The sequence below is a fragment of the Massilia sp. LMS1-1-1.1 genome (genome assembly GCF_040815535.1).
Lineage (GTDB): Bacteria > Pseudomonadota > Gammaproteobacteria > Burkholderiales > Burkholderiaceae_D > Janthinobacterium > Janthinobacterium aestuarii.
Genome location: NZ_JBFPNG010000034.1, coordinates 528,029 through 549,070 on the forward strand (window position 1 = coordinate 528,029; position 21,042 = coordinate 549,070).

At 62.9% G+C, this 21,042-nt stretch carries 17 protein-coding genes and 1 tRNA gene; 14 read left to right on the forward strand and 4 right to left on the reverse strand.

Annotated elements, in window-relative coordinates:
- The first annotated feature begins 48 nt into the window (after positions 1–48).
- The 6 genes from MRBLMS1_RS21160 (at position 49) to MRBLMS1_RS21185 (ending at position 6,300) form a co-directional block, all read left to right on the forward strand.
- Positions 49–507, forward strand: coding sequence for a response regulator (locus MRBLMS1_RS21160; protein ID WP_128143223.1), 459 nt, complete (start codon positions 49–51; stop codon positions 505–507).
- Positions 508–821: 314 nt separating this feature from the next.
- Positions 822–1,148, forward strand: coding sequence for a thioredoxin TrxA (gene trxA, locus MRBLMS1_RS21165; RefSeq protein WP_034746251.1), 327 nt, complete (start codon positions 822–824; stop codon positions 1,146–1,148).
- A 155-nt stretch (positions 1,149–1,303) separates the two neighbouring features.
- Positions 1,304–2,566 (forward strand): transcription termination factor Rho, encoded by a 1,263-nt coding sequence (rho, locus tag MRBLMS1_RS21170; protein WP_034746249.1) that lies wholly within the window; start codon positions 1,304–1,306, stop codon positions 2,564–2,566.
- Between the two features lie 404 nt (positions 2,567–2,970).
- Positions 2,971–3,240: a type B 50S ribosomal protein L31 gene (locus tag MRBLMS1_RS21175; protein ID WP_034746247.1), complete on the forward strand. Its 270-nt coding sequence runs from the start codon at positions 2,971–2,973 to the stop codon at positions 3,238–3,240.
- Positions 3,241–3,391: 151 nt separating this feature from the next.
- On the forward strand, positions 3,392–5,116 hold the full coding sequence (locus MRBLMS1_RS21180; RefSeq protein WP_139090661.1) for an ArnT family glycosyltransferase: 1,725 nt from the start codon (positions 3,392–3,394) through the stop codon (positions 5,114–5,116).
- A 203-nt stretch (positions 5,117–5,319) separates the two neighbouring features.
- Positions 5,320–6,300, forward strand: a complete 981-nt coding sequence (locus tag MRBLMS1_RS21185; protein WP_485881674.1) for a choice-of-anchor A family protein — start codon at positions 5,320–5,322, stop codon at positions 6,298–6,300.
- A gap of 76 nt (positions 6,301–6,376) precedes the next feature.
- Here the strand turns inward: MRBLMS1_RS21185 and MRBLMS1_RS21190 are convergent, their stop codons facing one another.
- Positions 6,377–8,056, reverse strand: a complete 1,680-nt coding sequence (locus tag MRBLMS1_RS21190) for an AMP-binding protein (protein ID WP_485881676.1) — start codon at positions 8,054–8,056, stop codon at positions 6,377–6,379.
- 133 nt (positions 8,057–8,189) lie between these two features.
- On the opposite strand from MRBLMS1_RS21190, the gene MRBLMS1_RS21195 reads away from it, so the two are divergent.
- On the forward strand, positions 8,190–10,547 hold the full coding sequence (locus tag MRBLMS1_RS21195; RefSeq protein ID WP_485881678.1) for a DNA polymerase II: 2,358 nt from the start codon (positions 8,190–8,192) through the stop codon (positions 10,545–10,547).
- A gap of 273 nt (positions 10,548–10,820) precedes the next feature.
- A complete protein-coding gene (locus tag MRBLMS1_RS21200) occupies positions 10,821–12,137 on the forward strand; it encodes an enoyl ACP reductase FabMG family protein (RefSeq protein ID WP_070301095.1) in 1,317 nt (438 codons plus the stop codon).
- A gap of 68 nt (positions 12,138–12,205) precedes the next feature.
- On the opposite strand, the gene MRBLMS1_RS21205 is transcribed toward MRBLMS1_RS21200, so the two are convergent.
- On the reverse strand, positions 12,206–12,970 hold the full coding sequence (locus MRBLMS1_RS21205; protein WP_128141811.1) for an SDR family oxidoreductase: 765 nt from the start codon (positions 12,968–12,970) through the stop codon (positions 12,206–12,208).
- 172 nt (positions 12,971–13,142) lie between these two features.
- Here MRBLMS1_RS21205 and MRBLMS1_RS21210 point away from each other — a divergent pair.
- A tRNA-Leu gene (locus MRBLMS1_RS21210) sits at positions 13,143–13,229 on the forward strand.
- A 105-nt stretch (positions 13,230–13,334) separates the two neighbouring features.
- On the opposite strand, the gene MRBLMS1_RS21215 is transcribed toward MRBLMS1_RS21210, so the two are convergent.
- A complete protein-coding gene (locus MRBLMS1_RS21215) occupies positions 13,335–13,727 on the reverse strand; it encodes an Imm10 family immunity protein (RefSeq protein ID WP_485881680.1) in 393 nt (130 codons plus the stop codon).
- A gap of 128 nt (positions 13,728–13,855) precedes the next feature.
- On the opposite strand from MRBLMS1_RS21215, the gene MRBLMS1_RS21220 reads away from it, so the two are divergent.
- The 3 genes from MRBLMS1_RS21220 (at position 13,856) to MRBLMS1_RS21230 (ending at position 15,583) form a co-directional block, all read left to right on the forward strand.
- Entirely contained in the window at positions 13,856–14,272 is a 417-nt protein-coding gene (locus tag MRBLMS1_RS21220) for a GNAT family N-acetyltransferase (RefSeq protein WP_070301089.1), read from the forward strand.
- On the forward strand, positions 14,272–15,018 hold the full coding sequence (locus MRBLMS1_RS21225) for a M56 family metallopeptidase (protein WP_485881683.1): 747 nt from the start codon (positions 14,272–14,274) through the stop codon (positions 15,016–15,018). Before MRBLMS1_RS21220 ends, MRBLMS1_RS21225 begins: the two co-directional genes overlap by 1 nt.
- Before the next feature lie 64 nt (positions 15,019–15,082).
- A complete protein-coding gene (locus MRBLMS1_RS21230) occupies positions 15,083–15,583 on the forward strand; it encodes a hypothetical protein (RefSeq protein ID WP_128141809.1) in 501 nt (166 codons plus the stop codon).
- Here MRBLMS1_RS21230 and MRBLMS1_RS21235 read toward each other — a convergent pair.
- On the reverse strand, positions 15,580–16,383 hold the full coding sequence (locus MRBLMS1_RS21235; protein ID WP_485881686.1) for a class I SAM-dependent methyltransferase: 804 nt from the start codon (positions 16,381–16,383) through the stop codon (positions 15,580–15,582). The genes MRBLMS1_RS21230 and MRBLMS1_RS21235 overlap by 4 nt on opposite strands.
- A gap of 295 nt (positions 16,384–16,678) precedes the next feature.
- On the opposite strand from MRBLMS1_RS21235, the gene MRBLMS1_RS21240 reads away from it, so the two are divergent.
- Complete coding sequence (locus MRBLMS1_RS21240) at positions 16,679–20,023, forward strand: MHYT domain-containing protein (protein ID WP_485881887.1); 3,345 nt, start codon at positions 16,679–16,681, stop codon at positions 20,021–20,023.
- Positions 20,020–21,039: a response regulator gene (locus MRBLMS1_RS21245; RefSeq protein ID WP_485881687.1), complete on the forward strand. Its 1,020-nt coding sequence runs from the start codon at positions 20,020–20,022 to the stop codon at positions 21,037–21,039. The genes MRBLMS1_RS21240 and MRBLMS1_RS21245 overlap by 4 nt, the downstream gene beginning before the upstream one ends.
- Positions 21,040–21,042 lie beyond the last annotated feature (3 nt).

Consider the following 21,042-nt stretch of genomic DNA (forward strand, 5'->3'; position numbering starts at 1 on the left):
CAAGGTATCGGCATCGACAGCGATGCATATCAACAGAAAGACATGACGATGAACACTGCACCAAACCAAACAAGCGGGGAACACAATGAAGCAGGTCTGGCGCCGTTGCGCGTGCTGCTGCTGGACGACGACGTTTTCATGCTCGACGTGCTCAGCGACATGCTCGAGCAGATGGGCCCGTTCGACATCCGCTGCGAGTCGCACAGCGAACAGGCGCTGTCGACCCTGAAGCAGCACCAGCCCGACCTGCTGATCTGCGACCTGTCCATGCCCGATATCGACGGCATCGAATTCTTGCGCATGGCGGCTGAAAACGGCTTCCGCGGCGGCGTGGTCCTGCTGTCGGGCCTGCATTCGGCCGTGCGCCTGGCGGCCGAGCGCCTGGCCATGGCCAACGGCCTGCATATATTGGGCACCTTCCGCAAGCCGATGGAAAGCGCGGAATTGCAGCTGATGGTGAACTTGCAACTGCAACACACGGCGCGTCAAGCCAACGCGCAAGCCTGATCTCAAGGCCAGGCCGAAGGGGCGGGCACGGCGCTGCAGGCCAGCAGGCATGCGGCTTTGCCGCCCTGCAGGCGCCTGCGGAAGCGATATGCTGGCGATATGCCTCAAGTTTTTCTGCAATAATCGCCACGCTTTGAAAAAATGGGTTATTATTTCAGCCATCCCCGCCTGCATACCTCTGGTCGCACCTTCCAAGAACATTGAATTCGTGCCCATTGTCCCCATCTTCTAATTGCATTCCAGGAAGCATGGATGGCGAACCAGCGTATGGTTAATTCCAGGCATTATTGATCCCACCCTCATTTGAGGAAAATATGAGCGAAAATATCAAACACATTAGCGATGCATCTTTTGAAGCAGACGTCCTGCAATCCGAGTTGCCAGTACTGGTCGACTTCTGGGCAGAATGGTGCGGTCCCTGCAAGGCCATCGCTCCGATCCTGGAAGAAGTAGCCAAGGAATACGCCGGCCGCATCCAGATCGCCAAGATGGACGTGGACGCCAACCAGGCAGTGCCTGCCAAGTTCGGCATCCGCGGCATCCCGACCCTGATCCTGTTCAAGGATGGTGTTGCAGCTGCTCAAAAAGTAGGCGCCATGGCCAAGGGCCAGTTGACCGCTTTCGTCGACAGCAACATTTAATGTATGATGGGCAGCGCTGCGCCCGCAGCGCCGCCTGACTGAACAACCGGGAAGCGGCTTTGCCCTCATTCGTGCACAGCCTTCCCCAATAATTAATCAACGCCACGCAGTCCCCTCCCCTACCTTTACATCCCGTCTCGGGACACTCAACACATATGCATTTATCCGAACTAAAGGCCCTACACGTATCCGCCCTGCTTGAGATGGCGATCGGTCTTGACATTGACAACGCAGCCCGCTTGCGCAAACAGGAGCTGATGTTCGCTATCCTGAAAAAACGCGCCAAGTCCGGCGAACAGATTTTTGGCGATGGCGCCCTGGAAGTGCTGCCTGACGGCTTCGGCTTCCTGCGCTCGCCCGACGCCAGCTACATGGCGTCCACCGACGACATTTACATCTCCCCTTCGCAAATCCGCCGCTTCAATCTGCACACCGGCGATTCGATCGAAGGCGAGGTACGGACCCCGAAAGATGGCGAACGCTATTTCGCATTGGTCAAAGTCGACAAGGTCAACGGCGAATCGCCGGAGATGTCGAAACACCGCATCCTGTTTGAAAACCTGACACCGCTGCACCCGAACGAGCCGCTGCGCCTGGAACGTGAAATGAATGGCCAGGAAAACATCACCGGCCGCATCATCGACCTGATCGCCCCGATCGGCAAAGGCCAGCGCGGCTTGCTGGTGGCGTCGCCGAAATCCGGTAAATCCGTGATCCTGCAGCACATCGCGCATGCGATCACGGCAAATCACCCGGATATCACCCTGATCGTGCTGCTGATCGACGAACGTCCGGAAGAAGTGACCGAGATGCAACGTTCCGTGCGCGGCGAAGTCGTCGCCTCGACCTTCGACGAGCCGGCCACGCGCCACGTGCAAGTGGCCGAGATGGTGCTGGAAAAAGCCAAGCGCCTGGTCGAAATGAAAAAAGACGTGGTCATCCTGCTCGACTCGATCACCCGTCTGGCCCGCGCCTACAACACCGTCATCCCTGCCTCGGGCAAGGTCCTGACCGGTGGCGTCGACGCGAACGCGCTGCAACGCCCAAAACGCTTCTTCGGCGCCGCGCGCAATATCGAAGAAGGCGGCTCGCTGACCATCATCGCCACGGCGCTGATCGAAACGGGTTCCCGCATGGATGACGTGATCTTTGAAGAATTCAAGGGTACCGGCAACATGGAAGTGCATCTGGAACGCCGTCTGGCCGAAAAACGCGTCTACCCGGCAATCAACCTGAACAAATCGGGTACCCGCCGCGAAGAACTGCTGATCAAGCCGAACGAACTGCAAAAAATCTGGATTCTGCGCAAGTTGCTGTACTCGATGGACGAGATCGAGGCGATGGAGTTCATTCTGGACAAGATGAAGGCGACGAAAAACAACGCCGAGTTCTTCGACATGATGCGCCGGGGGGGATAAACCTACTGCGCGGCCACATTTGCGATCTCCGTTGCTCACCGTACTTTTGTACGGTTGCGCTACTCGATCGCAACTGCGGCCTGCTCGTTACGGTTTCTCCCTCCCCGGTGGCAACATGCTGCCACCAAAGACGTAGGTCGGATTAGGTGGGGCCGCCGAGGCCCGCAGGGCCGTAATCCGACAACGTTGTTGGCGAAGGCGGCGGTGTTGTCGGATTGCGCCACGCTGGCCACACGCGATCATGCAAAGCCGCTCATTGAGCGGCTTTTTTATTGCCGCCAACCCGAAAGCGCTATATAATCGACGGTTGCATTATTTTAAACCCTGGCAAGTGATCGGCAATCGGGTCAAGAAGCAAGACGACCGACGAAGTGCTGTTTGGCTACCTACTTAGAGAGAATCCCATGAAAGTCGATACCCATCCAGAATACCGCGAAGTTGTTTTCCACGATCTGTCGTGCGATTTCAAATTCGTTACCCGCTCGACCATCCAAACCCGCGAAAAAATCACCCACGACGGTAAAGAATACCCACTGGTAAAGATCGAGGTTTCGGCTGAATCGCACCCATTCTTCACGGGCAAGCACAAAATCGTCGATACCGCTGGTCGCGTCGAGAAGTTCCGTCAGAAGTTCGGTTCGGTTGGTTCGAAAACCGCAGTCGCAGCAGGCTAATTTTTGCCGCTTTGCGGCAAAAAAGGGCAGCTTCGGCTACCAGAGAAAAGGCAGCCACGGCTGCCTTTTTTGTCTTTGGCCGCTTTACTTTATACTCGCGCATACCCGACGCCATTCGTCGCGTCTTGCCACTATTCTGATACAACTATCGATGAAGCCAGTCCGCCTTCCCGCCGCTGCCACACTCGCGCTGCCACGATGGGCCTTGTTTGCGCTCGGCCTGCTGTACATCCTGCCTGGCCTGATCGGCCGCGAACCGTGGAAGAACGATGATGCCGCCAGTTTCGGCATCATGTGGACCATGGCGCATGGCGGCCTGAACGACTGGCTGTGGCCCAATATCGCCGGCCTGTCGCAGCCCGATGAAGGCCCGCTGGCCTTCTGGCTGGGCGCCATCTTCATCAAACTGTTCGGCTGGATCGACGGCGACGTCTTCGGCGCGCGCATGTCGACCATCGGCATCTTCGTCGTCAGCACCCTGTCCGTCTGGTACACGGCCTTCAACCTGGGCCGCCGCAACGACGCCCAGCCGCTACGCCTGGCCTTCGGCGGCCAGCCCGAGCCGGACGACTTCGGCCGCACCCTGGCCGATGCCGCCGTCCTCATCTACCTGGGCTGCCTGGGTTTGCTGCAGCACAGCCACGACATCACGGCCGAAGCGCTGTACGTGTCCCTGATGGCGTATTTGCTGTACCGCGCCGTGCGCTACGTGGAAGGCCCGTCCGTGCGCAATGCGGCCCTGCTGGGCCTGGCGCTGGGCGGCCTGACCCTCGCGCGTGGCTGGATCACGCCGGCGGCGCTGAGCATCTCCCTGCTGCTGTGCACCGTCTTCCTGCGCCTGCCACTGCTGCGCAGCGTGCGCCACCTGGCGCTGGCCATCGTGATCGGCGCCGCGCTGACCCTCGTCTGGCTGCTGCCGGGCGAATGGCTGCGTCCTTACGGCCATTCGCCGCTGCAAGCGTGGATGGAATGGAATTGGCGCCAGCTCAGCGCTCCGAGCCTGATCAGCGTGCAGTATTTCTTGCGTGTTGGCATCTGGTTCTTCTGGCCCGCCTGGCCTTTCGCCGCCTGGGCCGTATATGCCTGGCGCCGCCAGCACCACGTACTGCACATCGTCGTGCCGCTGACCTTTGTCGCCATGCTGGCCATCCTGGGCCTGTGCCATCCCGATCCCGACCCGAGCCAGCTGCTGCCGCTGCTGCCGCCGCTGGCCGTGATGGCCGCGTTCGGCTTGCTGACCATGAAACGGGGCGCCATCAACGCCATCGACTGGTTCTCCGTGATGGTGCTGACCATCTGCGCCCTCGCGCTGTGGCTGTTCTGGTTCGCCATCCTGACGGGCTGGCCGCCGAAACTGTCGCATAACGCCCTGAAACTCATGCCCGGCTTCAAGCCCGAGCTGGACTTGCTGGCCTTCTTCGTCGCCGCCTGCGCCAGCGCGGGCTGGGTGGCACTCGTGCACTGGCGCATCTCGCGCCAGCCGGCCGTGCTGTGGCGCGCCGTGGTGCTGTCGTCCGGCGGCCTGATCCTGATCTGGGTGCTGATCATGACCTTGTTCCTGCCGCCGCTGAACTACAGCAAGAGCTACGCCAGCGTGGCGCACCAGATTTCCGTCCACCTGCCGCCAGGCAGCAAGTGCATCAACAGCAACGTCGGCGCCGCCCAGCGCGCCTCGTTCGCCTACTTCGGCCACCTGCCGTTTGCCAGCGTAGGGCAGCAGGAATGCGATGTTTTCTTGTTGCAAGACAGCATCAAGGTTCCCGACAACAAGGAAAAGCTGCCCGAGCATCACGGCGCGGACTGGATCAAGCTGTGGGAAGGGCGCCGCCCCACGGATGACGTGGAACGCTTCCGCCTGTACCAGCGCGTCAGGTAAGCAGCAAAAAACCGGGCCAGTTCATAGCCCGGTTTTTTTATGTCCGCCAGACAATTGCTACCCGCAGGAAAAGTGTTGCCTTAAAATATAGTTAATTACCTAAATTGAACTAGAATTGCTTTTTATATTATAATAGCGGACTGCGCGATGGCGGTGTCTTGCTTTCCCGCCCTAATCGTCCCCAATTTACTATGAGATTGTCCATGAAATTATTTGCTACCCGCACCTTGCCGCTCATCAGCGCCGCCCTGTTCGCTTTCTCCTTCAGCGCGTCGGCCCAGGCCACCGTGGTTGACCTTGGCGTCGCCAATGGCTACTCGGCTTTCATCTTCGGCAACATCGGCAGCAGCGGCGCCAGCGGCTTTACCAGCGTCGGTGGCAGCATCGCCGCTGGCGGCAATATCTACCTCGACAACTACAACGTTGGCACGAACAAAAAGCCAGGCAACGCCGTCAATTCCGTCGTTGCTGGCGGCAACCTGAACACGGGCTGGGGCACGCTCGGCGGCTCGGCCGTGTACGGCGTCAGCAACCCCAACGCCACTCTGACGGCGCCACAATGGTTCCCAACCAACAACATCAGCAAAGGCAACGCGTCCACCCTGGACTTCGCGGGCGCCAAGCAGCAATTGACAACCCTGTCGGGTGACGTGGCCAAGCTGCAATCGAACGGCACCGTGATCTCGCAGTACGGCAACATGACCCTGGTAGGCAATGTCAACGCCGACGTGAATATTTTCAACATCGATGCGTCGAACCTGCATAACCTGACCCTGGACCTGTCCTCGCTGAAAAGCACGGCCAGCATCATCATCAACGGCACGGCCACCAACATCACCATGAGCGGCGGCTTCGACAATTTCGCCAGCTTCGCCAACCGCACGCTGTTCAACTTCGCCAACGCCACCACCACCAACCTGCAGAACGTCGGCATCAACGGCAGCATCCTGGCGCCGAACAGCGCGTTCTCGGGTTCGGGCGACATGAACGGCACGCTGATCGCCAATTCGGTCAGCTCGATCAATTATGGCCACGTCGCGATGAACGGCGCCGGCTTCAACACGGTCAACGTGTCGGCCGTGCCGGAACCAGGCACCTACGCCATGCTGCTGGCCGGCCTGGGCCTGCTGGCATTCCTGCGCCGCCGCACGCCAGCGCGCGCACCGCAAGCCGCGATGGCCTGAGCTTTACGCTGAATCCAATAAAAAACACCGGGCCGCGCGAGCGTCCCGGTGTTTTTTTATGCACTGGGCGAAAACCCTATTCCGTGCTCAAGCCCAAATCCGTCGCCACCTGCTTGCGCAAGACATATTTCTGGATCTTGCCCGTCACCGTCATGGGAAATTCCTCGACGAAACGCACATAGCGGGGAATCTTGTAATAAGCGATCTGCCCATCGCAGAAGGCGCGGATGTCGTCGCTGGTGGCCTGCGTGCCGGGCCGCAAGACGATGCAGGCGCATAACTCTTCGCCATACTTGGCATCGGGCACGCCCACGCATTGCACGTCGAGCACGCTCGGATGGCGGTACAGGAATTCCTCGACTTCGCGCGGGTAGATGTTTTCGCCGCCGCGTATCACCATGTCCTTCGAACGGCCGACGATGCTGCAAAAGCCGTTGGCGTCGATCACGGCCAGGTCGCCCGTGTGCATCCAGCGCGCCGCGTCGATGGCCTCGCTGGTTTTTTCCGGATCGCCCCAGTAGCCCTGCATCACGGAATAGCCGCGCGTGAGCAATTCGCCCTTCTCGCCGCGCGGCACGATCCGGCCTTCCGCATCGATGATTTTCACTTCCAGGTGCGGGTGGACCCGGCCGATGGACGATACGCGCATTTCGCGCGGGTCATCGATCGACGTCTGGAAGCTGACGGGCGACGTTTCCGTCATGCCATACGCAATCGTGATCTCGGCCATGTGCATCAATTCGATGACCCGCGTCATGACTTCCATCGGGCATGGCGAACCGGCCATGATGCCGGTACGCAAGTTCGACAGATCGTATTGCTTGAAATCGGGATGATCGAGGATGGCGATGAACATGGTCGGCACGCCATGCAAGCCCGTGCAGCGCTCCGCTTGCACGGTTTCCAGCACGGCTTTCGGATCGAAGCCTTCGCCGGGAAACACCATGGCCGCGCCATGCGTGACGCAGGCCAGGTTGCCCAGCACCATGCCGAAGCAGTGGTACAGGGGCACGGGTATGCACAAGCGGTCCTGTTCGGTGAGGCGCATGGCTTCGCCAATGAAAAAGCCGTTGTTCAGGATATTGTGATGCGTCAAGGTGGCGCCTTTCGGCGCGCCCGTGGTGCCGGACGTGAACTGAATGTTGACGGCGTCGTCAAACTGCAAGCCAGCGCTCACTTCTTCCAGGTGCGCCAGGTCGGTATCCGTGATGCCCTCCATCAGGGCGTCGAAGTTGTGCATGCCCGGCGTGGCGGCCGCGCCCAGGCGGATGACGTGGCGCAATTGCGGCAGGCGCGGCGATTGCAGGGCGCCGGCGCGCGAACGGGCGATTTCCGGCACCACGTCTTGCACGATGGCCAGATAATCGCTGGACTTGAAGCTGGGCGACAGGATCAGCGCGCTGCATTGCACCTTGTCGAGCACGTATTCGAGTTCCGAGCGCCGGTAGGCGGGGTTGATGTTGACCATAATCAAGCCAGCTTTCGCCGTGGCAAACTGGGTCAATACCCATTCGGCGCAGTTCTGCGACCAGATACCGACCCGGTCGCCTGGCTGCAAGCCCAGTTTCAGCAAGCCGGCGGCCAGCCGGTGCACGCGCTGCTGGAATTCAAGGTAGGTCCAGCGCACGTTCTGGTGCGCCACGATGAGGGCGTCGTGCTGGCCGTAGCGGGCGGCGATGCCGTCCAGATAAGCACCGATGGTTTCGCCGATCAACGGCGTCTCGTGGGCGCCGTGTACATAACTGATTGCTTGCATGCTGTCTCCGGGTTGGGCGGCGCGGCGCGCTCTTGTTATCGTCTTCGATGCAGAAAATTATAGCCGCAACCGCCCCCGCCCTGCGTCAGCTTGCTGTAATGTGCAGGCCAGCACATCCGACACTCACGGCACCATGACAGGCAACACCGAGCACACGCCCGAACAGGGCTTCATCCTGACCCGCCACTGGCGCGACACGAGCGCCGGCACGGAAGTCGATTTCTGGCTGGCAACAGATGCCGGGCCCCGCCACGTGCGCCTGCCTGTGCAGACGGCCGTCGCCTTCCTTCCCATGGAGCAGCAGGAACAGGCACAACAGCTGCTGCGCGGCGAGCGCCATGCGGAGCTGCGGCCCCTGTCGCTGTGCGATTTCCACCACCGTCCCGTACTGGGCCTGTACTGCAAGCAATACCGGCATTTGCTGAAGCTGGAAAAGCAGCTGCGCGCGCACGGCGTCGACGTGTACGAAGCCGACATCCGTCCACCCGAGCGCTACCTGATGGAGCGTTTCATCACGGCGCCGGTCACGTTCAGCGGAGAAACGGAAGTGCAGCTGAAACCGGCGCCCGGCTACCGCCCCACATTAAAACTGGTATCGCTCGACATTGAAACGACGGCCCATGGCGAGCTGTATTCGCTGGCCCTGGAAGGCTGCGGCCAGCGCCAAGTGTACATGCTGGGGCCGCCAAACGGTGGTGACGAGACGCTCAACTTCGACCTCGAATACTGCGACAGCCGCGCACAGATCCTCGAACGCCTGAACACGTGGATGGAGCGCCACGATCCCGACGCCATCATCGGCTGGAACCTGGTGCAGTTCGACTTGCGCGTGCTGCGCCAACACGCCGAGCGCTACCAGGTGCCATTGAAACTGGGACGCGGCGGCGCCGTCATGGAATGGCGCGAACACGGCGGCAAGCAGGAGCATTATTTTGCGGCCGCTGCGGGACGGTTGATCATTGACGGCATCGAAGCCTTGAAATCGGCGACATGGAATTTTTCCTCGTTCAGCCTGGAAAACGTGGCGCAAACGCTCTTGGGCGAAGGCAAGTCCATCGACAATCCCTACCAGCGCATGGCCGAGATCGACAGGCGTTTCCGTGAAGACAAACCGGCGCTGGCCCGCTACAACCTCAAGGATTGCGAGCTGGTCACGCGCATCTTCGCCAAGACCGAGCTGCTGACCTTCTTGCTGGAACGGGCCAGCGTGACGGGCCTGGCGGCCGACCGCAGCGGCGGCTCCGTGGCCGCCTTCGAACATCTGTACTTGCCGCTGATGCACCGGCAAGGTTACGTGGCGCCCAACCTGGGCGACGTCTCCGGCGAAAACAGCCCCGGCGGCTTCGTCATGGATTCGCAGTCGGGCCTGTACGATTCCGTGCTCGTGCTCGACTACAAAAGCCTGTACCCGTCCATCATCCGCACCTTCCTCATCGATCCCGTGGGCCTGGTGGTGGGCACGAGCGGCGATGAAGCCGATACCGTGCCCGGCTACCGGGGCGCGCAATTTTCAAGGGTTAAACATTGCCTGCCGGCCATCGTGAAGCAGGTGTGGCAGGGGCGTGAAACGGCCAAGCGCGAACGCAACGCGCCACTGTCGCAAGCGCTAAAAATCATCATGAACGCGTTTTATGGCGTGCTGGGATCGAGCGGATGCCGCTTTTTCGATCCGCGCCTGGCGTCGTCGATCACCCTGCGCGGCCACGACATCATGCACCGCACGCGCGAATTGATCACCGGGCACGGTTATCAGGTGATCTATGGCGACACAGATTCCACGTTTGTGTGGCTGAAAACGGCGCATACGGATGAAGAGGCGGGCAAGATCGGCCGCGCCCTGGTGGCGCACGTGAATGCCTGGTGGAATACATACTTGCGCGACGAATTTGGCCTCGAGAATGCGCTGGAGCTCGAATTCGAGACGCATTACCGGCGTTTCCTGATGCCCACCATCCGCGGCTCGGAAGAAGGCAGCAAGAAGCGCTATGCGGGCCTGGTCGGCAAACCCGATGGCAGCGAGGAGATGGTCTACAAGGGCCTGGAAACCGTGCGCAGCGACTGGACGCCGCTGGCGCAGCAATTCCAGCAGGATTTGTACCGGCGCATCTTCCAGCGCGCCGCCTACCAGGACTATGTGCGCGACTACGTGGCGCGCACCGTACGCGGCGAGTTCGACGCTTTATTGGTCTACCGCAAGCGATTGCGCCGTCCGCTCGACGATTACCAGCGCAATGTGCCGCCCCACGTGCGCGCGGCGCGCACGGCCGATGCCTATAACCTGGCGCAGGGCCGGCCGCTGCAATACCAGAACGGCGGCTGGATCAGCTATGTGATCACGGTGGCGGGGCCGGAACCGCTGGAAACGCAGCGCTCGCCCATCGACTATCACCATTACCTGACGCGCCAGCTGCAGCCGGTGGCCGACGCCATCCTGCCCTTCCTGGGCGACGATTTTTCGCGCCTCGTGTCGGGCCAGCAGGATTTGTTTTAGATCAATTTTGCTGACCTGGGCGGCCAAGCTGAGGTAATATCGGCGCCTTCCGGGCTTATCTGACCCTGTCCGCAGGCGCTGTGCGCCGTGGCAGCGTAAAATACGCCATGGCGAAAGAATAAGAGCTGCATGCAGAAGAAGATGCCATTCCAGACGAGAATCGTTCGCAACAGAATTTTCCTCGCTGAAATGGCGCATAATTTACAACTATGTTGAACCAGCGGGCAGTCGCACCAGCCATCTGCCCTGCTAATTTTAGAATGAATTGACACCATGACCGAGATCACGTCCTTAAGAGACATCCCGCAAAAAAATATCTTCCGCAAGGGCGACACCTTTGTGCTGTTCGGCGAGCTGTTCGGCCGCGGCTATGTAAATGGCTTGCTGGACGAAGCGCGCAAGGCGGGCATGAATATCGTCGGCATGACGGTCGGCCGCCGCGATGAAAACATGGCGCTGCGTCCGCTGAACGCGGAAGAGCTGGCCGAAGCGGAAGCCAACCTGGGCGGCCGCATCATCAATGTGCCGCTGATGGCCGGTTTCGACCTCGACGCGCCAGCCGGCGAACCGACGCCGACGGCACTGCTGGCCGACATGACCCTGAAAAGCTGGCAAGAAGACAAGCTGGACTGGGCGCAGATCGAACGCTGCCGCGAAGCCGGCATCGCCCGCTTCAGCGCTTCCGTGGCCAAAGCCATGGCCGAGCTGGACAGCCTGATTCCTGACGGCAGCAATGTGTATTTCGCCCACACCATGGCTGGCGGCATTCCAAAGGTCAAGGTCTTCCTGGCGATCGCCAACCGCATCTACAAAGGCCGCGGCGAGCGCTTCATGTCCTCGCGCGCCCTGCTCGACAGCGACCTGGGCAAGCTGATCCTGATGAACTTCGACGAAGTCACGGCCAACACCCTGCAGCACCTGATCGACGGCAGCGCCGCCATCCGCGCCCGCATCGAGCAAACGGGCGGCCAGGTGCGCTACAGCGCCTACGGCTACCACGGCACCGAGATCCTGATCGACGGCAAGTACCAGTGGCAAACCTACAGCAACTACACGCAAGGCCTGGCGAAGATGCGCCTGGAAAACGTGGCCAAGGCCGCGTGGGACAAAGGCATCAAGGCCACCGTCTTCAATTGCCCGGAAATCCGCACGAACTCGTCCGACATTTTCGTCGGCGTGGAACTGTCGCTGTTCCCGCTGCTCGACGCACTGAAAAAAGAAGGCGGCAGCGCCTGGGCCGAAGAGCAATGGAAAATCTGCCAGGGCTTGCTGGAAGACGGCGTCTCGCTGCAAGACTTGCTCGACCGTATCGCCGCCTACAATGGCGACGCGACCAGCGTGCAGTTCCGCAACTTCGCCGCCTGGCCGATGGACAACACGCCGGAACTGGCCGACGTCATGATCGGTACCTCGGACGACATCACCAAGCTGCACAAGGACCGCAAGGAACTGATCACCGACCACCTGAGCTCGCTGGTTCTGGAAGGCACGGGCCCGCTGATGTTCCACACCATGTCGGAACCGCCAGCACCGGTCGTCTGGCTCAACCACGACATCATCGCGCGCCAGTTGAACTCGGCTCACAACTGAGCTTGATCTAGCAGCACAGCACCGACGGCCCGGCTCATCCCCGGGCCGTCGGCGTTTTCGGCGCCCCGTTATGCCCGTACGATGGATACGCCACCGTCGGCCAGCAGCGCCGTGCCCGTGGTAAAGCTCGATGCATCGGACGCCAGGTACAGCGCCGAGCGGGCGATCTCGTCCGGCGTGGCCAGGCGTTTCAATGCGTGCAGTCCCGCCACGAAGGCCTGCGTCTCGGGCGTATTGGCCACTTGCCGCCCCAATGGTGTATCTGTCCCTCCCGGCAGCAGGGCATTCACGCGGATGCCCGCCGCGCCATATTCGGCCGCCAGGGCCTTCGTCAAGCCGATCACGCCCGCCTTGCTGGCCGCATACGCCGCCATGCCGGGCATGCCCAAAGTATGGCCGACGAAGGTCGAGGTGAAAATCAGCGAGCCGCCGCCGCGCGCCGCCATGGCAGGCAACTGGTACTTGGCCGCCAGGAAGGCGCTCGTGAGATTGGTATCGACCGTCGCCCGCCAGTCTTCCAGGGCAACTTCCTGCGTGGGCCCCATGGGCCCCAGGGTGCCCGCATTATTAAAAGCGATATCGAGGCCACCAAAGCGCTGCAGCGCCAGCGCCACGGCCCCTTGCGCACACGCCGCGTCGCCCACATCGCCCACGCAAGCCACGGCTTGCGCGCCGCCGTCCGCCAGTTGCGCCACGAGCGCATCGAGTTCCGTCCGCCGCCGCGCCACCAGCACCAGCCGCGCGCCATGGCGGGCAAACAGCCGCGCCGCCGCATGACCGATGCCCGAGCTGGCGCCCGTGATGATGGCGACCTTGTTTTCCAGTTGCTTCATGGGATATCCCTCCAGGTGAATGAAGGGACACGATAGGACGGCAAGCCAGGCGCGGCACTCCGCTTCTTGCGCTGGAATCGGCGCCATCAAGGATTCTCAATGCCTGTGCAAACGCACGCCAAGCATAAAACTTGCCAGATTGTGACAAATCAGTGATAATGCGTCTCGCGTTGCCGGGATGGCGGAATAGGTAGACGCACGGGACTCAAAATCCCGCGCTGGAAACAGCGTGCCGGTTCGATTCCGGCTCCCGGCACCACAGAACACTTTAGTCGCACCTGATCAAACCCGCCCATCGCCCGATGCTGCGGGTTTTTTTACGCCAGCGCCCGCATGGGCAGCAAGCCGGCGCGGTCCCCGCAGATCAACGTTCTTCGCGATAATAATCGCAGCCCTCGAACGTGGTGCGCAGCGCCTGCTGCAGCTGGGCGTAGCGTTCGGGCGTCAAATTGAAACGTACGTCGATCTGGCCGTCGTCATCCATCTGCATGGCGGCCTCGGCATCCATCTGCACGGACAATCGGTTCGGATGCAAAATCACGGCGTGCATGTGGCCATACCAGGCGAATTCCTGGCCGCAGTATTCGATGTAGGGCTCGTCCATGCCCATGGCCACGTCCTGCTCGTCGTACTCGTCGGCGCGCTGCAGCATCAGGTAGACGGGTTCGCCTTTGCCGGCTGACGCGGCCAGGGTGGTGATCAGGGCGTCGTCTTCATTAATGACGGACAACTCGGTGGCGGTAAATCCTGCGGACATGGCGTGCTTTCAACAAATGGATGGATGACGCCACCATAGCGTAAAAGCGCTGCGGACAACATAGCGCGCGGCGAATAAAGCGTGCCGCCTATAATGGCCATTCCATCCATATTGCACAGGAGACCGCCTTGACCGCAGCATCGTCCTACACCACCCGCCTGGCCATCCCCTCCAGCGCCACCTACCAGCACCTGCGCGTCGCCGCCGGCATGAGCGCGAAAAGCACGGCAGCGGCCGCCAAGGGCTTGCCGAACTCGCTGTTTGCCGTGCAAATCCTGCATGGCGACGAGGTGGTGGGCATCGGCCGCGTCATCGGCGATGGCGGCTGCTTCTTCCAGGTCACCGATATCGCCGTGCTGCCGGCCCACCAGGGCAAGGGCCTGGGCAAACGCATCATGGGCGAGATCATGCAATTCATCGAGACGGAGGTGCCGGAAAGCGCGTACGTCAGCCTGATCGCCGACGGCCAGGCGCAAGACTTGTACGCGCAATTCGGTTTCAAGCACACGGCGCCCGCCTCCGTCGGCATGGCGTTGACACGCTAGTGCCGGTCTGGCTGGTTTGCAGCATGGCGCTGGCGCTGCTGTTGAGCGCTGCCGCCTGGGGCGCCGAGCGCCTGCTGCAGCGGCGCGGCCGCACGACGCGCTGGCTGTGGCTGGCGGCCATCGCCGCGTCCGTCCTCTTGCCGCTGGCATGGCTGCCCGGCGTGCTGGCGGCCATGCCGGCGGAACAGGCGCAGCTGAAGCTGGGCTGGTTTGTCTTGTCGACGGGCATGCTGTTGATATTGGCGATGCGCAGCGTCTGGCTGCTGTCGCACCAGCGCCGCTGGCAAAAGAGCACCTTGCTGGGCACGCCCGTCTTCCTGAGCGGCGGCATCGGTCCCTGCGTGGCGGGACTGCTGCGGCCCCGCATCGTGATGCCCGTCTGGCTGCGATTGATTCTGCCGCCGCAACAGGCGCTGCTGCTGGCGCACGAACAATGCCGGCTGGCTGCGCGCGATCCACTGCTGCTGGCCGTGGCGTACGCCTTGATCATCCTCATGCCCTGGAACCTGCCCGTGTGGTGGCAACTGCACCGGCTGCGCTTTGCCATCGAGGTCGATTGCGACGCGCGCATGCTGGCGCACGGCCACGCGCTGCGCGACTATGCCATCGTGCTGCGCCAGCACGGCCAGTATTATTCGGGCTTGACTGGTGCCTCGCCCATCGTGCTGAGCGACCCGCTGGCACTGCGGCGCCGGCGGCAAATCATGGGCAGATTTACGCGGGACCAGGCGGCGAACTTGCTATAGTAGCGGCAACGCCGCGCGGCGCGCCCGCGAGCCCGGCTCCCCCCTTCGAAATCAGAGAGATACCATGCTTTACCTGCTTGCCATCGTGATCGTCACCGCCCTGCTGTACTACGTCTTCAGCGGCCGCACGCCCGTCAAACCGCTGCACAAGCCGCTCGTCTCGGTGCGCCAGTACGTGCCGGCGATTCCTCCCGGCGCACCCGCGCACCACTGGAGCGATGAGGGACGCTTTGCGTCGGAAGTGGAAAACGAATCGATGTACCAGCCCGCCATCGCCAAGCTGGCCGGCGAGCACGGTCCCGGCAATGCGGAAGAGAAATGCCTGGCCCTGCTCGTCTGCGACGACGCCAATCCTTTCCAGGACAAGGCCATCGCCGTCTTCATCGATGGCCTGCTGGTCGGCTACCTGTCGCACAACGACGCCCTGCGCCTGCGCCGCAACCTGGGCCGCATGGACCTGGTCGGCCAGCTGACCTCATGCGACGCCGTCATCCGCGGCGGCGGTCTGTGGAATGGCAAGCGCCTTGCGTATGCCGTATGGCTCGATCTGCAGCCCTATAACTAAGCTATCGCGCGCGCCAGCCTGACGGCGCGCGTGGCGATAAAGCTGGGCAGGTATTTTTCAATTTCAAAGCGCGGGTGGGGATGCATTTCCTCGTGGTAGCCTGCCAGCACGAAACCAGCCGCCAGCTGGCCGCCGATCTGGCTGTCCAGGCCGTGGCCGAAGATCAGCGCCTCGCCCCTGTCCATGCGCGCTGCCAGCGCATCGGCTGGCATATCCTCCACATCCGAATACGGCAGCACAAAACGGGGACGTATCAAGCCCTGTTTTGCCCATTGCGGATCGCGGTCGCCGATGAACACGGCCGGATTGAAGAAACTGCTCAGCAGCACGCCACCGTCCGCCAGCACGCGCGCGCATTCGCGCCACACGGGAGCAATGTCGGGCACGTACTGGTTCGACACGGGGTGCACGATGACATCGAAACTGGCGTCGGCAAAGCGGCGCAGGTCGCGCATGTCACCCTGCACGGTGGCCAGGTGCAAGCCGTCGCGATCAGCCACCATGCGGTCTTTCGCCAGTTGCTGCCCAGATAAATCGAAGACGGTCACGTGTGCGCCGGCGGCGGCCAGCACGGGCGCCTGCTGCCCGCCAGCACCGGCCAGGCACAGGATACGCTTGCCTTGCACATCGCCCAGCCAGCCGGCCGGCAAGGGGCCGGGCGTCAAATGGATTTGCCACTGCCCGGCGCGCGCCGCGGCGATGGTGGCGCGGTCGACAGGCTGCGACCACGGGCTGTTCTGTGCAGCCTGGGCATCCCAGGCTTGCTGATTATGCCGCAAGAAGTTGCTCGGTACGGGCATCGTCATCCTTTCAGAAAAAACAGGACGCGAATGTAGCATGACACCCGGCAAGGCGTCGCACCTTGCAAAAAAACCACACAATTCTTGATGGCAACTTCCTCGCCAGCATCGCCATTCCACGGGCACGACAAGTCCGCGGCCCACCTGTCCTGCTCGGGAATCGCTTGCACGACAGGGAAAATAATTACAATTAAGATATTTGTTTCCTGAAATCTGGTAAGGTAATTCGCATCGATCACCCGCAGTGGCGGCAGGCGTCCATGCCGGCGCCAAACGCGTCACCTGTTTGCCTACGATGATACCGGCCAGCGTCCAGCACCTGTTCCACCTTCCCGCCGATCCGGCCCAGCTGCACCACGGCCAGCATGCGCCGGGTCTGGTGCTGCTGTCGCTCGTGATCGCCATTTTCACGTCGTGGATGGCTTTCCAGATGACGGCGTACAGCCGCGCGCAGGCGAGCATCAGCCGCCGCTTGCACTTGCTGTGCCTGCTGGCCGGCAGCCTGGCGCTGGGTTGCGGCGTGTGGGCCATGCATTTCATCGGCATGCTGGCCTTCGAGCTGGGCACCAGCGTTGCCTACGATCCGGGCCTGACCTTGCTGTCCATCGTGCCCAGCGTGGCGGCCTCGTTCGTGGCCCTGGCCACCATCAGCCGGCGCGCCGTCACGGCGTCGCTGCTGCTGCGCAGCGGCTTGCTGGTGGGCCTGGGCATCGGCGCCATGCATTACACGGGCATGCAGGCCATGCGTGTGGGTTTGTCGCTGCGCTACGATCCGCTGCTGTTCGCGCTGTCGCTCATCGTTGCCGTGGCGCTGGCCACCCTGGCCCTGTGGATACGTTTCGGCTTGCGCGGCTGGAGCAGCCGCGTGCCCTCGTCGCAACGCACGCTGATCAGCGCCTGCGTCATGGGTTGCGCGATTGCCGGGATGCATTACATGGGCATGCAGGCGGCCCGCTTCGTGGGAACGATTCCCCCAGGAAATGATGCCGATGCCAACCGGCCCATGCTGGTGATCAGCGTGACCTTGCTGACCATTGCCCTGACGATACTGGTCGCCTCGGCCGTAGGCATCTTGCGCTACCGCGAACTGTTTCGTCACCTGAACCAGAGCGAACACTGGACCCGTTCACTGCTGACAAGCACGGTCGACGGCGTCATCACCATCGACCGGCACGGCAGCATCATCGACTTCAACGGCGCGGCCGAGCGCATCCTCGGCTGGCGGTCGGCGGAAATTGTCGGCCGCCATGTCAGCGTGCTGGTCAGCGACGTGCGCCAGTCGGAACGGCACGGCCTGCTCCATTACCTGCGCACGGGCGAGGCTGGCACTTTCCAGTCCAGCGAGGAAATCGTCTACCTGCGCAAGGATGGCATACCGGTCGCCGTGCAGCGTTCGGTGGCCAGCGCGCGTCTGGCCGACCAGGATTTGTATGTGCTGTTCATTACGGACATCAGCGAACGGCGCGCCATGCTGGCCGCCCTGCGCGAAAGCGAGCAACAATTGCGCTCGCTGATCGGCAATATTCCCGGCATCGCCTTCCGCTGTACCACGGCGGAAAACCAGCCCATGCTGTTCATCAGCGATGGCGTGGAAGCCGTCACCGGCTATCCGCCCGCCGACTTTCTCGGCGCAACACCGCGCCGCAGCATCACGGGCCTGATTGCCAGCGAAGAGCGCGCCTACGTCGTCGACGTCTTCAACCGCAGCGTGGCCAGCGGCGAGCCCTACCTGCTGGAATACCGGCTGCTGCATGCCGACGGCACGGCCCGCTGGCTGTGGGAGCGGGGCACCGTCGTGCACGATGCGGCAGGCGCCGTGCGCTGGGTCGACGGCGTCATCCTCGATATCAGCGAACGGCGGCAGATGGAGGAAGACTTGCGCAAGGCCAAGGAAAAGGCGGAGCTGGCGGCCGCCACGCGGGCCAGCTTTGTCGCCAACATGAGCCATGAAATCCGCACGCCGATGAATTCCATCCTCGGTTTCACCGATGTGCTGCTCGACTCGCCGCTGGCGCCGGAGCAGCGGCGCCACCTCAATACCGTGCGGCAGTCCGGACGCTCGCTGTTGCGCCTGCTCAACGAAGTGCTCGATACGGCCAAGCTGGACAGAGGCGCCGTGGCGCTGGAAATGCGCGACTACAGCCTGCTGGCGCTGGTCGATGAACTGGCGTCCACGTATGGCATCCATGCACGCAACAAGGGTTTGCGCATGGAGGTGCAGTACGATCCGCAACTGCCGGCCGTGCTGCATGGTGACGAATTGCGCATGCGGCAGGTGCTGGGCAACCTGCTCGACAACGCCATCAAGTTCACGGCCAGCGGCGGTGTCAGCCTGGCGGCGCGCCTCGACGGTGGCCAGCTGCACCTGCTGGTGCGGGACAGCGGCATCGGTATCGCCGCGGAACGGCGCGATGCCATTTTTGATCCCTTCGTGCAAGCGGACGCTTCGACCACGCGGCGCTTTGGCGGCACGGGCCTGGGCACCACCATCAGCAGGCAGCTGGTGACCCTGATGCAGGGGCGCATCTGGGCCGACGCCAGCGTGCCGCACGGCAGCGTATTCCACGTCATGCTGCCCTTGCTGCCGGCACGCCAGGCGGCGCTGCCCGCCAGCGAACGCCGCAGCGTGCGCCTGCCGCCCCTGCGCGTGCTGGCCGCCGACGACGTGCCGCAAAACCTGGAACTGCTGAGTCTGCTGCTGGGCAAGCGCGGCCACACGGTGATCACGGCAGGCGATGGCGTGCAAGCCTTGCAACTGACGCAGCAGGATGACTTCGACATTCTGCTGCTGGACTTGCAAATGCCGCGCATGGATGGCCTGGCCGCCACGCAAGCCATCCGTGCCGCCGCCCTGCGCGATGGCCGCCCGCGCGTGCCCGTGATCGCCATGACGGCCAGCGTGCTCGATGCGCACCGCAAGGCGGCGCAGGCGGCCGGCATGGACGGTTTCGCCACCAAGCCCGTCGAATGGCAGGCGCTGTCGCGGGAAATCGCCCGCGTGCTGGGCCTGACGGCGGAGCCGGCCGATGACAGCCCCGCGCCCGCTGGAGGAAGAGTGCTGCACCATGCGGGCGCCCTGCAGCGCTGGGCCGGCAACGACAGCGCCTACCGCGCGGCACTGGCCCGTTTCGGACGCGAGCATCCGCGCGTGCCGCCTGCCCTGCTGGCCGCCATCGAGGCACGCGACCATCTAGCGCTCCTGCCGCAAAGCCACCGGCTGCGCGGCGCGGCGGCCAACCTCGGCTTGGAACAGCTGGCCGCCAGCCTGGCGACTTTGGAACAAGCGTGCGCCAGCCCTGGCCCCGCCACGGCGCCGCAGCTCGATGAGGCGCTGGGCAAGCTGCTGACGCAATGGCCGGCGGCCCTGGCCGCCATCGCCCGGCTGGCGCCGCCTGCATTACCAGCGGCAACGGCGGGCGCCATCGACGCGCCCGCCGCCCGGCAAGCGGCCAGCGCCCTGCTGCAGGCCTTGCAGCGCGGCGAACTCGATGACGCGGCGCAAGCACAATTGCAGCACGCCATGGGCGCGCAAGCGGATGCGCTGGCGCCGCTGCTGCACGCCATCGACGACTTTGATTTCCCCCTGGCACAGTCGCTCCTGCACGGCCTGCTGCCCACCTTCTCCCCGGAGTCCCCATGAATGCACGAGCCAGGCCCGTGATTCTCGTCGTCGACGATGAAGCGGCCAATTTGCAATTGCTGCGCCAGATCTTGCAGAACGACTACGCGCTGCTGTTCGCCAAGGATGGCGCGCGGGCTCTGGAACTGGCGCAGCAGGAACGCCCGGCTCTGATCCTGCTCGACGTGATGATGCCGGGCATGAGCGGCCACGACACCTGCCGCCAGCTGAAAGCGGCGCCGCTGACGGCCGCCATCCCCGTCATTTTCGTCACGGCCCTGAACGACATGCGCGACGAACTGAGCGGTTTTGAAGCGGGCGCCGTCGATTACATCACCAAGCCGCTCAGCCCTGCCATCGTGCGGGCCCGCGTGCGCACGCATCTGTCGCTGGTGCGCATCGACGAACTGAAGGAAACGCGGCTGCAGATCGTCCAGCGCCTGGGCCTGGCGGCCGAGTACAAGGACAATGAAACGGGCTTGCACGTGATCCGCATGAGCCATTACGCGCGCCTGCTGGGCGTGGCCGCCGGCATGGACGAGGCCGCCGCGGACGATCTGCTGCACGCGGCGCCCATGCACGACGTGGGCAAGATCGGCATCCCCGACCGCATCCTGCAAAAGCCGGGCAAGCTTGACGCGGACGAATGGGCCGTCATGCAGACGCACGCGCGCATCGGCGCCGACATCATCGGCGAACATGCCGCAGGCGGCATGCTGGCGCTGGCCCGCGAGATCGCCCTGTCGCACCATGAAAAATGGGACGGCAGCGGCTACCCGAACGGCTCGGCGGGCGAGGCGATCCCGCTGGCGGGACGCATCATCGCCGTGGCCGACGTCTTCGACGCGCTGACCTCGGTGCGCCCGTACAAGCGCGCGTGGTCGGTGACGGACGCCGTGGGCTACTTACAAGCGCAACAAGGCAGCCATTTCGATGCGCGGCTGGTCGAGCTGTTTGTCAAGGAACTGCCCGCCATCGACGCCATCCGGCTGCGCTGGGCAGAGAAAGAGGAAGCCACGCGGCCGCCTGAAAAGTGAACT

Excerpts from the sequence above, each read along its gene's own strand:
- MRBLMS1_RS21160 (WP_128143223.1), top strand. The coding sequence starts at position 49 with ATGAACACTGCACCAAACCAAACAAGCGGGGAACACAATGAAGCAGGT.
- trxA (WP_034746251.1), top strand. The coding sequence starts at position 822 with ATGAGCGAAAATATCAAACACATTAGCGATGCATCTTTTGAAGCAGAC.
- rho (WP_034746249.1), top strand. The coding sequence starts at position 1,304 with ATGCATTTATCCGAACTAAAGGCCCTACACGTATCCGCCCTGCTTGAG.
- MRBLMS1_RS21175 (WP_034746247.1), top strand. The coding sequence starts at position 2,971 with ATGAAAGTCGATACCCATCCAGAATACCGCGAAGTTGTTTTCCACGAT.
- MRBLMS1_RS21180 (WP_139090661.1), top strand. The coding sequence starts at position 3,392 with ATGAAGCCAGTCCGCCTTCCCGCCGCTGCCACACTCGCGCTGCCACGA.
- MRBLMS1_RS21185 (WP_485881674.1), top strand. The coding sequence starts at position 5,320 with ATGAAATTATTTGCTACCCGCACCTTGCCGCTCATCAGCGCCGCCCTG.
- MRBLMS1_RS21190 (WP_485881676.1), bottom strand. The coding sequence starts at position 8,056 with ATGCAAGCAATCAGTTATGTACACGGCGCCCACGAGACGCCGTTGATC.
- MRBLMS1_RS21195 (WP_485881678.1), top strand. The coding sequence starts at position 8,190 with ATGACAGGCAACACCGAGCACACGCCCGAACAGGGCTTCATCCTGACC.
- MRBLMS1_RS21200 (WP_070301095.1), top strand. The coding sequence starts at position 10,821 with ATGACCGAGATCACGTCCTTAAGAGACATCCCGCAAAAAAATATCTTC.
- MRBLMS1_RS21205 (WP_128141811.1), bottom strand. The coding sequence starts at position 12,970 with ATGAAGCAACTGGAAAACAAGGTCGCCATCATCACGGGCGCCAGCTCG.
- MRBLMS1_RS21215 (WP_485881680.1), bottom strand. The coding sequence starts at position 13,727 with ATGTCCGCAGGATTTACCGCCACCGAGTTGTCCGTCATTAATGAAGAC.
- MRBLMS1_RS21230 (WP_128141809.1), top strand. The coding sequence starts at position 15,083 with ATGCTTTACCTGCTTGCCATCGTGATCGTCACCGCCCTGCTGTACTAC.
- MRBLMS1_RS21235 (WP_485881686.1), bottom strand. The coding sequence starts at position 16,383 with ATGCCCGTACCGAGCAACTTCTTGCGGCATAATCAGCAAGCCTGGGAT.
- MRBLMS1_RS21240 (WP_485881887.1), top strand. The coding sequence starts at position 16,679 with ATGATACCGGCCAGCGTCCAGCACCTGTTCCACCTTCCCGCCGATCCG.
- MRBLMS1_RS21245 (WP_485881687.1), top strand. The coding sequence starts at position 20,020 with ATGAATGCACGAGCCAGGCCCGTGATTCTCGTCGTCGACGATGAAGCG.